6 protein-coding genes are annotated in these 11,696 nt (G+C 62.1%); 5 read left to right on the top strand and 1 reads right to left on the bottom strand.

Annotated features, from left to right (window positions below; translation table 11 throughout):
- The first annotated feature begins 574 nt into the window (after window positions 1–574).
- Entirely contained in the window at window positions 575–2,314 is a 1,740-nt protein-coding gene (ade, locus tag LBK75_04670; protein MDR1157586.1) for an adenine deaminase, read from the top strand.
- Between the two features lie 160 nt (window positions 2,315–2,474).
- On the opposite strand, the gene LBK75_04665 is transcribed toward ade, so the two are convergent.
- Window positions 2,475–3,824, bottom strand: a complete 1,350-nt coding sequence (locus tag LBK75_04665) for a copper amine oxidase N-terminal domain-containing protein (protein MDR1157585.1) — start codon at window positions 3,822–3,824, stop codon at window positions 2,475–2,477.
- Between the two features lie 353 nt (window positions 3,825–4,177).
- Here LBK75_04665 and nifJ point away from each other — a divergent pair, with 353 nt between their 5' ends.
- The 4 genes from nifJ (at window position 4,178) to LBK75_04645 (ending at window position 11,662) form a co-directional block, all read left to right on the top strand.
- The gene (nifJ, locus tag LBK75_04660; protein ID MDR1157584.1) at window positions 4,178–7,771 is read left to right on the top strand and encodes a pyruvate:ferredoxin (flavodoxin) oxidoreductase; all 3,594 of its coding nucleotides are present in this window, start codon (window positions 4,178–4,180) and stop codon (window positions 7,769–7,771) included.
- A gap of 257 nt (window positions 7,772–8,028) precedes the next feature.
- Complete coding sequence (locus tag LBK75_04655; protein MDR1157583.1) at window positions 8,029–8,901, top strand: DegV family protein; 873 nt, start codon at window positions 8,029–8,031, stop codon at window positions 8,899–8,901.
- A gap of 8 nt (window positions 8,902–8,909) precedes the next feature.
- A complete protein-coding gene (locus tag LBK75_04650; GenBank protein MDR1157582.1) occupies window positions 8,910–10,796 on the top strand; it encodes an ABC-F family ATP-binding cassette domain-containing protein in 1,887 nt (628 codons plus the stop codon).
- A gap of 44 nt (window positions 10,797–10,840) precedes the next feature.
- The gene (locus LBK75_04645) at window positions 10,841–11,662 is read left to right on the top strand and encodes a YdcF family protein (protein MDR1157581.1); all 822 of its coding nucleotides are present in this window, start codon (window positions 10,841–10,843) and stop codon (window positions 11,660–11,662) included.
- The last annotated feature ends 34 nt before the right edge of the window (window positions 11,663–11,696 follow it).

The following is an 11,696-nucleotide window of genomic DNA, read 5'->3' as shown; positions in this document are numbered from 1 at the left end:
TCAGAACTAAGGATTCACGCAAGAGATTGATATCCTTGTATCCTAAGTTTGGGCCAACCCTATAGCGTAGAATTAGCGGAAAATAGTATGCGTGGATATCAATGATACAGTACACTAGTCACCGCTCGCGTGAGCGGTGTGGATTGAAACGGGCAATCTCGCTTTCGCTGCGCATAAACACGACTGTCACCGCTCGCGTGAGCGGTGTGGATTGAAACGGCGTCACCCCTGTCAGGATTCCCGCCGCGTTCGCCGTCACCGCTCGCATGAGCGGTGTGGATTGAAACATTATCTTTCAGTAACCTGCAAGCCATCGCCATGACGTCACCGCTCGCATGAGCGATGTGGATTTAAACACACCTTGCGGCATACGCACCTCAAGCGTACGTGTGTCCGCCGTTCGCATGAGTGGGGGTGGTCTCCGATGTCCGACGAGCCGCCCTCGCTCGTCGAGGGTAAGTGTTTTGGAGAAGTTTTCATTTTGCCCATTGACAAGTGCGCATTTCATTCGTGAAAAAAGATCCGGCGCTGTCTAGCGCGGGATCTTTTGGGGTTGCCTTTTAAGGAGGACAAGATGGAAAAGCAAGCGCTTAAACGGTTGATCGACGTGGCGGCCGGGCGCCGGCCTGCCGATATGGTGATCAAACATAGCAAAGTGGTGGACGTGTACAGCGGGTGCGTGACCGAGGGCGATATCGCTCTGTGCGGCGGGTATATCGCGGGTGTGGGCGACTCCTACGAGGGGGTGCAGGTGGTGGAAGCCCGGGGCCAATATGCGGCGCCCGGGTTCATTGACAGCCACATCCATATCGAATCCTCCTATGTGAGCCCCGAGGAGATCGGGCGGCTGTTGACGCCCCACGGGGGCACTACGATCATCGCCGACCCGCACGAGATTGTGAACGTGTGCGGCCTGGAAGGGCTCCGCTACATGTTGGCCGCCGCGGAGGAGACGGCGCTGGATATCCGCTACATGCTGCCCTCCTGCGTGCCGGCCACCGCGTTTGAACACGCGGGCGCCGTCGTCGATGCGGCGGCCATGGAGGCGCCCATGGGAGACAGCCGCATTTTGGGGATGGGCGAGTTCATGAACTACCCGGGCGTGGTGGCCGGCCGCGATGAGGTGCTGGACAAACTGCTGGTGGCCCACAGGGCGGGTAAACCGATAGACGGACACAGCCCGGCCGTGTCCGGCAAGGACCTGAACGCCTACGCCGCGGCGCTGATACACACCGATCACGAATGCACCACTGTTGCGGAGATGCAAGACCGGATTGCCCGAGGCCTCTATGTACTGCTGCGCCAGGGGTCCGCTTGCCACGATCTGCGGCGCCTGTTAAAAGGCGTCACGCGGGAGAACAGCCGCCGCTGCCTGCTGTGCAGCGACGACCGACAGCCCAAGACCATTTTGGAACGCGGCCATCTGGACGATCATCTGCGCATCTGCGTGGAGGAGGGGGTGGACGCCGTCACCGCCATCCGGATGGCCAGCCTGAACGCGGCGGAGTGTTTCCGTCTGTATGACCGGGGCGCCGTCGCGCCGGGCCTGCGGGCCGACATCGTGTTGCTGGATGACCTGAAGGATTTCCAGGTGCGCCGGGTCTTCATCGAGGGCCGCGAGGTGGCGCGGGACGGCCGGTATCTGCTGCCTGTCGTCCGCCGAAGCATCGAGCCGGTCTCCGGCAGTTTCCACGTGAAGGACTTCCATATAGACAAACTGAAGCTGCGTCTGCGGTCGGACAAGGTCCACGTCATCGGCGTCAACCCGGGCAGTGTGGTGACCCGCAAAGAAACCGCCGTGGTGAAGCGGGACGCGGAGGGCGACTTCATATTTGTACCGGAGGCGGATATTGCCAAGGTGGCTGTGGTGGAGCGCCACCAGTACACGGGCCATGTGGCGGTGGGCTTGCTGCGCGGCTACGGCATCCGGCGCGGTGCGGTGGCCCTGTCGGTGGCGCATGATTCCCACAACATCATCGTGGTGGGGGTGAGCAACGAGGAGATGGCCTTTGCGGTGGAGCGGTTGATGGATCAAAATGGCGGCGTAGTGCTGGTACAGGGAGGCAAGGTGATCGACGGCATGCCCATGCCCATTGGCGGGATCATGAGCGACCAGACGGGTGAGTGGGTGGACAGGAAGCTCACGGATCTGCACGACGCGGCCCGCAATGTGCTGGGGATCAGCCGTGATGTGGAGCCGGTGATGACGCTGTGCTTTATGTCGCTGGCGGTTATTCCCGAGCTCAAGCTGACCGATATGGGGCTGTTCGATGTAACGGCGTTTGGATTCATACCGGTAGAAGCGCACACGTGAAACGTTTTGAAAACAGAGCGGCATAAATCGCCGGCCGGCGGCGGGCGAGATTTCTGACACCTGAACCATAAACATTCAGACGGCAAAAGACTCGCGCATACACAAAGTATTCGCGAGCCTTTTGCTCTTGGTTTTGTTTCGCCTGTTGTGGTCCCCGACGTTACGCCGCCGGTGTGAGCAGTTTCATGGAGCGGAACATCCGTCGGATGGCTGTCCAGTCTTGGGGCGTGAAGGGCTTGGCGAAGCCGTGTTTGTAGGAGCCGCCGGCCAGGGGGCCGACCATGATCTCAAGCGTCGTTGACTCGTCGACGGCGCCGTTTGTCAGGTTGCCGTACCATTTGACGGACTGCCCCAGAAGAGTGTCGGATAGGGTAGTTTCGGGCAGCCCGTCCGGATTGAAGGAGGGATAGAGACCCGAGTAAATACCAAAGACCGGCGCATCCTGCCCAATGGGTACGATCTTCCGGACGTACACCACGTCGAAGTCGGCGCCGATTTCTTTGTAATAGACGTAGTCATTCTCAAGACGGATGCTGAAATCGTCAAATGAGACGGTCCGCGCGGAGATGTCCGGGGTGTATGTACCCACTCGGATCGAGTCCAGGATGGCCGATGTCATATTGACGCAGCTCTCGCGGTGGGTGAAGGCGTTGGCGTCGACGAACACGGCGACCATCGCCAGCATGTTGTCGGCAAAACGGAGCAGAGCGCCGCCCAGCAGGGTCTGGTCCGACACCGCCGGCGTCTGCGGCGTGAAAACGAGGTAGGAGAGACCGCCGCCGACGGTCTTGACGTCGGCGTATTGATAACTCTCGTCGAACTGGGCCAGCCGGGCGTCCTCCCGGAGATCGCCCGTGCTGGTGCACAGGAGCGAGGACGCGTACACCTCCATCGTCTGGTTATGTGCAGAGAGTATGAGCCATGTTTCGTTGTCGTTGGACGGGGCGGGCCCCATGACGTCGGTGGCCGTGAGGGGGACGTCCCGTGTCCCCGCCGGCATATTAATAAGGAACTGACCGTTTAGCGGAGAGAAGGACTCCGAAGCCGTCTTGCCCTCCAAAAGCGGGATGCGTACTGGGTCGGAGAGCAGAACGAAACGCGCGTCGCTGTCCCACTCGACGCCAAGGCCGAAGCTTTCTCCCAGGAAACGGAGCGGGACAAAAGTGCGCCCGCCCACGAGCCGAGGGGGCACGTCGAGCGCTACAGATTCATCGTCCACATAGGCCATGTCGACCCCCAGGGCCATTGCCAGAGTGGGACCCGCGCGGCGGTCCGGAGTGATCACGGCCATGTCGGACTCGGGGTACCAGTCGACGAGGCAGCCCAGCGCCTCCGCAATGGCGCGCACCGGGACCAATGTCCGACCGTTCTCAATGAATGGATCGACGTCGAAAATGATCTCCTCGCCGTCCAGAAATACGCGGATCTTGTCGGGCGCGGCCAGTGCCGCCGGGCCGGCGCACAGTAACAGGCACGCCAACGCCAGCAACAGACAGATGCTTTTTTTCATGGCTTATGTCCCCTTTCATCTTCCGACTTGTCGTGACTTGTATGTTTATTATAGAAGGAAGATCAATGAAAGTAAAGAAAAATTTGTGTCATGTGCCGTAACCTTCTCATTGACCGGGAAAATACCGACAATTGTTAATGCGTTCAAACATTTCTCTTTTTTTTGCTTTTCGGTTTACATAGCCGGAAAATGATGATAAAATATGAGAGATTAGTGAGAGTGTCAGACATGCGCGCCGCGCTGACCCGCCGAGGGCGGGGTGTTTTTGGGTCGTTTGCAGCCCACCTCGCGAATCAGTTTGGATGAGATTTCCCCAAAAAGTGTGAAGATTCTACCAAGGAGGAAAACGTCGTATGGCAAGAAAGAAAAAAACAATGGACGGAAACACCGCGGCGGCGCACGTCGCCTACGCATTTACCGATGTGGCGGGCATCTATCCGATCACACCATCTTCGGTGATGGCGGAACTCGCGGACAAGTGGGCGGCTTCGGGGCAGAAAAATGTGTTTGGGCAGACAGTTCGCGTCGCCGAGATGCAGTCGGAGGCGGGGGCCGCCGGCGCGGTGCACGGTTCGCTCGCCGCCGGCGCGCTGACCACCACCTTTACGGCTTCGCAGGGCCTGCTCCTCATGATCCCCAACATGTACAAGATCGCCGGTGAACTGCTCCCCGGCGTCATCCATTGCTCGGCCCGCGCCCTGGCCTCTCATGCGCTCTCGATCTTTGGAGATCACTCCGACGTCATGGCCTGCCGTCAGACCGGCTTTGCGATGCTGGCTGCGACCAATCCGCAGGAGGTCATGGATCTCGGCGCCGTCGCCCATCTCTCGGCCATCAAGGGCCGCGTGCCGTTTTTGCACTTCTTCGACGGCTTCCGCACCTCTCACGAGATGCAGAAGATCGAGGTGTGGGACTACGACACCCTCGACAAGATGCTCGACCACGAGGCCGTGGACGCGTTCCACGCCCGCGCGTTAAATCCCGACCACCCCGTACTGCGCGGCACGGCGCAAAACCCTGACATTTTCTTCCAGGCGCGTGAGGCCTGCAATACATATTACAGCGCCCTGCCGGCTGTCGTGGAGGCTTACATGGACGCCGTAAACGCCGAGACGGGCGCCGACTACAAGCTGTTCAATTACTACGGCGCGCCCGACGCCGACCGGGTCATCGTGGCGATGGGAAGCGTGTGTGACACCATCGAGGAGACCATCGACTTCCTGGCGGCCCGCGGTGAGAAGGTCGGCCTTGTCAAGGTGCGGCTGTACCGCCCCTGGGTGAGCGAGAAGTTCCTGCGCGTCTTGCCGAAGACGGTCAAAAGCGTCGCCGTGTTGGACCGCACGAAAGAACCGGGCGCGCTGGGCGAGCCGCTCTACCTCGACGTCGTCACGACGCTCTCCGCTTCCGACCGCGCGGGCGTGCGCGTGGTGGGCGGCCGCTACGGGCTCGGGTCCAAAGATACGCCGCCCAGCAACATCTTTGCCGTCTACGCCAATTTGAAGAGCGGCGCGCCGAAGAACAGTTTCACAATTGGCATCTGTGACGACGTGACGGGTCTGTCGCTGCCGCTGGATGAGAACCACGACACGACGCCAGAGGGCACGGTCTCCTGCAAATTCTGGGGTCTCGGCGCGGACGGTACGGTGGGCGCCAACAAAAACTCCATCAAGATCATCGGCGACCACACCGACCTCAAAGTGCAGGCCTACTTCGCTTATGACTCCAAAAAGTCCGGCGGCGTGACCGTCTCCCACCTGCGGTTCGGCGAAAAGCCGATCAAATCCACTTATTTTGTCTCGAAGGCGGACTTCGTGGCCTGCCACAACCCGAGTTACGTCGACAAATACAAGATGGTGGAGGACGTGAAGCCCGGCGGCACGTTCCTGCTGAACTGCGCTTGGGATGTGGACGAGCTGGAGGCGCGTCTGCCCGGTTCCATGCGGTGCTGCATCGCCGCGGGCGGCATCACGCTGTACACGGTGGACGGCATTGGCCTGGCCCGCGAAATCGGTCTCGGCGGGCGCATCAACATGATTTTGCAGGCCGCCTTCTTCAAGCTCACGGGGATCATTCCGATCGATGACGCCGTAAAATACATGAAGGACGCCGTGGTGGCCACTTACGGCAAGAAAGGTGAAAAGGTCGTGGCGATGAACCACGCCGCGATCGACGCCGGCATAGAACATGTGAAGAAAATCGACGTGCCCGCCTCCTGGAAAGACGCGCAGGATGAGATCGTCCACAAAGATGTTCGGGGGGACCGGGAAGAGATCGTCCGGTTTGTAAAAAACATCCTGACGCCGGTCAATGCGCAGCTTGGCGACGCACTGCCGGTTTCGGCGTTCGCCGGCGCGGAGGACGGTACCTTCCCGCAGGGAAGCGCCGCCCACGAGAAACGCGGCATCGCGGTGGATGTGCCCGAGTGGATCCCGGCCAACTGTATCCAATGCAACCAGTGCGCCTATGTCTGTCCTCACGCGGTGATCCGCGCCTTTGTGTTGGACGGCGACGAGGCCGCCGCCGCGCCCGAGGGGTTTAAGACGGTCAAGATGACGGGTCGGGGCTGCGAGAACTACCGTTTTTCCATCACCCCGACCGTGCTCGACTGCACCGGTTGCGGCTCCTGCGCCAATGTATGCCCGGCTAAGGAGAAGGCGTTGGTCATGCGTCCGCTGGAGAGTCAGACGGCGGTGCAGGAACAATATGACTATGCCTTTGAGAAGGTCTCCGAAAAGACGATCGCCGCCTTCGCCCCCACTACGGTCAAGGGCAGCCAGTTTAGGCAGCCGCTGATGGAGTTCTCGGGCGCCTGCGCCGGCTGCGGCGAGACGCCGTACGCCCGTCTCATCACCCAGCTCTTCGGCGACCGCATGTACATCGCGAATGCCACCGGCTGCTCGTCGATCTGGGGCGGCAGCGCGCCGGCTACGCCCTACACGGTCAACAAGCAGGGCAAGGGCCCGGCTTGGGCCAACTCCCTCTTTGAGGACAACGCCGAGTACGGGTATGGCATGGCCCTTGGCATCGGCCAGCGCCGCGAGAGGCTGGCCGAGACGGTGAGAAAGCTCATTGCCGTCGATTGGTGCGTGCCGGAGCTGAAAAAAGCCGGCCAGGATTGGTTGGATGTCCTGTACGACGGAGAGGTCTCCAAGACGGCCTCCGAGGCGCTGCTGGCCGCGCTGCGCGACGGGATTGATCTGACGGGCACCGAATGGGAGGGGAAAACCTGCGACTGCGACGCCTGCCGGCTGGCGCGCGAGGCGCTGATCGACGCCGACATGCTGGTCAAGAAGTCCGTATGGGTCTTCGGCGGCGACGGCTGGGCCTATGACATCGGCTTTGGCGGGCTCGACCACGTCATCGCGTCGGGCGAGGATGTGAACATCTTTGTCTTTGACACCGAGGTCTACTCCAACACCGGCGGTCAGGCGTCGAAGGCGTCTCAGATCGGCCAAGTGGCCCAGTTTGCCGCGGCCGGTAAGACGCAGCCGAAGAAGGATCTGGCGCAGATCGCCATCAGCTACGGGTATGTCTACGTGGCGCAAATAGCGATGGGCGCGAACTACAACCAGACGATCAAGGCCATCACAGAAGCCGAGAACTACAAGGGACCGTCCCTCATCATCGCCTACGCGCCCTGCATCAACCATGGTCTGAAGGGCGGCATGGGCAACTCCATCGCCGAGACCAAGGCTGCGGTGGAAGCCGGGTACTGGCACATGTTCCGCTTCGACCCGCGCCTGCGGGAGGCGGGGAAGAACCCGTTCCAGCTCGACAGCCGAGCGCCGAGCGCCAATTATGGCGACTTTGTGCGCGGCGAGGTGCGCTACGCATCTCTCCAGCGCGCCTTTCCGGAGAGAGCCGAGACGCTGTTCGCGGCCGCGGAGAAGGCCGCCGCCGAAAAGTTCGCCCGCCTGGAGCGCATGAAGACGCTGTACGAATCATAAGGCAGTACGTCACCCAGCTTGCGCTTACAAAATGGCACAAAAACGGGCGCCGCGGGAGCAATTCTCTCGCGGCGCCCGTTTTTGTGCCGAAATGCTTGCCAGGTCTCCTGAATTTCTATATAATGAAGACCGTAGCGTCCCCAACCGCCCCCCTCTCCCGAGAGGACGATTTCTGTTTTTCATCATCCGCAGCCGTGAGGGCGGCGTTTGGCCGCCCTCAGAACCACCCATTTCATCATGCGAGGAGAGACAGCCAGATGTCGTATGTGTTGATGACAGATTCCGGGAGCGACCTGCCGCACACCTACTATCGGGCGCACGATCTCACGATGCTCTCGATTTATTTTTCCTTTGGGGACAAAACCGTGCCGGACGACGCCGGGCAGAGCATGACATACGCGGACTTCTATCGGACCGTGCGCGAGGGAGCCATGCCGACCACATCGATGGTTACCCCGGAGGACTACACGCGGGCGTTTGAACCGGTGCTGGCGTCGGGGCGGGATATCCTGTATCTCGCGTTCAGCTCGGGACTGTCCGGGTCCTGTCAGGGCGCCTGCATGGCGGCGGGAGAACTGGCGAAGAAATATCCGGACCGCCGCACCGTGGTGATCGACAGCCTGTGCGCCTCTCTTGGGCAGGGGCTGTTGATGGACTATGTGGTCTGCCAAGTGCGTGCGGGCCGCTCGCTCGACGAGGTGCGCGCCTGGGTGGAGGAGAACAAGATGCGCCTCAACCATCTGGTCACGGTGGACGACCTCATGCACCTGCATCGGGGCGGACGCGTGTCGCGCGCCTCGGCTATGATGGGCACCCTGATAGGGATCAAGCCGATGATCTACGTGAACCACGAGGGGAAATTGATTGTGGATTCTAAGAAGCGGGGACGCCGCCACGCGCTGGACCGTTTGGTCGAGTGGATGGGGGAATATGTGGACGACACGGAGTTTGACGCGATCGCCATCAGCCACAGCGATTGCGAGGCGGACGCCCAGTATGTCGCGGATCAGGTCTGCAAACGGTACCGGGTGGGGCGCGTCATCATCAACTACATCGGCGCCGTCATCGGATCCCATACGGGTCCGGGTACGGTGGCGCTGTTCTTCCTCGGGAAGATCCGGCAGCGGTAGCGCGCGGTATGATCGAAATCGCGGTATCGGGACTCGGCAAAGCCTATGGGGACAATCAAGTGCTGCTGGGTCTCTCGATGGAGGTTCACAGCGGGGAAAAGGTCGCGCTGGTCGGCGCCAACGGCGCCGGCAAGACGACGCTGCTGCGCATCCTCACAGGGGAGGAGAGAGCCGACGGGGGCACGGTGTCGGTGGCGGCCGGGCGGCGCGTCGGCGTGCTCTCGCAGATCCCGGCCTACCCGCTCGGGTACACGGCCGGCGATGTGTTGCGTACGGCCTTTCGGCCGCTCATCGCGCTGAGAGACGAGATTGAGCGGCTGGCGCTGCAGATGCAAAGCGACCACACGCCGGCGCTGCTGGCGCGTTATGGGGCACTGACCACCGAATTTGAGATGCGCGGCGGGTTTGACATGAAGACGCCGCTGGCCCGCGTGCGGACGGGGCTGCAGATTGACGACGACCTGTACGGCCGCGCCTTCGATACCCTCTCCGGCGGAGAGAAGACGCGGGTGACGCTGGCCTGTCTGATTCTCACGGATCCCGGCCTGTTGCTGCTCGACGAGCCGACGAACCATTTGGACATCGAGTCCGTCGAATGGCTGGAGGCGTACCTGGCGCGGGACAAAAACACCCTGTTGGTCGTCTCTCACGACCGGTATTTTCTGGACCGCGTCGCCACGCGCGTGATCGAGTTGGAGGCGGGCCGGGCCGAAAGCTACACCGGCCGTTACAGCGATTATGCGCGGGAGAAAGCCGCGCGCGTCAAGGTGCAGCGGGAGCGTTATGAACGGGAACAGCGGGAGAAGAACCGCCTGTTGGCCACGGCTCGGCGCATGCACGACTACGCCGGCGGCAACGCCAAACTGCACCGCCGGGCCTTTGCCATCGAGAAGCGGGCCGAGCGGGTCGAGGCGACCGGCCGGCCGCCGGCCGCGCTGGGGTCTTTCCACGTCCGGTTTGGAGAGACCGCCTTCCGGGCGGCCGACGTACTCCGCCTGCACGACATCGGGAAATCGTACGGTCGCCTGCTCTTTCGCGGCGTCACATTGGATGTGCGCGGCGGGGAACGCGTCGGCATTTTGGGCGCCAACGGCGCCGGCAAGACAACACTGCTGCGCGTGCTGGCCGGCGAACTGGCGCTGGACGCCGGCCAGATCTGGCGCGGTCCCTCGGTGCGGCAGGCGTATCTGCCGCAGGCCGTACGTTTTGCCCACCCGGAGCGCACGCTGCTGGACACGCTGCTTTACGAACAAAACGAGACGCCGCAGGGCGCGCGCGATCGGCTGGGGCGCTTTTATTTTCGGGGCGACGACGTATTCAAACAGGTGGAAAGTCTCTCCGGCGGTGAAAAAAGCCGGCTGATGCTGTGCCTGCTGATGAAAGATCAGGTCAATCTGTTGCTGCTCGACGAGCCGACGAACCATCTGGACATCCGCTCGCGCGAGTGGATGGAGGAGGCGGTGGCGGCCTACGGAGAGACACTGCTCTTCATTTCGCATGACCGCTATTTCATCGCGCGCTTTGCCACGCGGCTCTGGGTTTTCGGAGAGGACGGCCGTGTGGAAGATTTTTGCGGCACCTTCGACGAGTACCGAGCCCGAGCCGCCCAGCCCCCACCCGAGCGGACGAAGCGGGCGGAGCCCGTGCCTGGGACGTCCGCACCCGCGGACACAGTGCCCAAACGGGGTCGGGAACAGCGGGTGCGGGAGGCGCGTCTGCGGGGGTTGGAAAACGAGATCGGACAGCGGGAGGCGCGCCTGCGGGCGATTGAGGAGGAGATGGCGCGCTGCGCTACCGACGCCGGGGTCTTGACCGCCCTGCTTGAGGAGCAGAGCGCGCTTACAGAAGCGCGCGACGCCCTGCTTGAGGCGTGGCTGTCCCTGAGCGAGGTGTAGCGCGGTGTGAACCCCGCACCGGCGGCGAAAGGGGAGGATGCGCAGTGGCGGGGCCCGTTCGGCGGCCGCCGCGAGACGGCCGCGATAAAAATAGTAAAAAATGGAAAATAAAGGGCGGCGTCTCTGAGCGCCCCTCGTTGTGGGCGCTCTATTGGGCGCCGTCGGCTGCCGCAATCGGTGTGGCGTTTACATGGATTCCGGGGCTCTCGTTTTTGGCGCGGCTTCTGTGGTTGAGCGCGGCGGCGCTCGCGGTCTACGGTCTGACCGCGCTGTTGGGCCGCCGCACCCGGTGGCGCCGTCTGGCTCACGCCGCGCGCCGGGTCATGCAGGGGTTGTTCCTGCTCCTTTTGCTGAGTTTTTTTGCGGTGGAGGCGCTGATCTGGTCCGGTGCGCACAGCGACCCGGATACACCGGTGGACTGTGTGCTGGTGCTGGGCGCCGGGCTGCATGGAGAGACGCCCTCTGCGGCGCTCGCGGCCCGGCTGGAGACGGCGGCCGACTATTTGCGCCGGCACCCGGAAGTGCCGGTGATCGTGTCGGGCGGGCAGGGGCCGGGCGAGAGCATCTCCGAGGCGGAGGCCATGCACCGCTATCTTGTGCGCCGTGGGGTGGAGACGGAGCGTATCCGCAGGGAGGGAGCCTCGACCAGTACGGAGGAGAACATACGATTTTCCGCCGCGTTGCTGCCCGCGGGGCCGTTGCGCGTGGCCGTCGTCTCCAATGAATTTCATCTCTACCGTGCCCGCCTGTTGGCGCGGCGGCAGGGCTGGATACCCGTTGCAGTCTCCGCTCCAACGCCGTATCTCTATTTAAAAATCGCCGGCTTCATCCGCGAATACGCCAGCCTTTTATGGACGCTCTGGTAGCGTCCATAAAAATTTTTGTGGAAAGACAAAAATT

It is taken from the genome of Oscillospiraceae bacterium, from assembly GCA_031265355.1.
In the GTDB taxonomy this organism is placed as follows: domain Bacteria; phylum Bacillota; class Clostridia; order Oscillospirales; family UBA929; genus JAIRTA01.
This window is presented reverse-complemented; position numbering and strand designations above follow the sequence as displayed.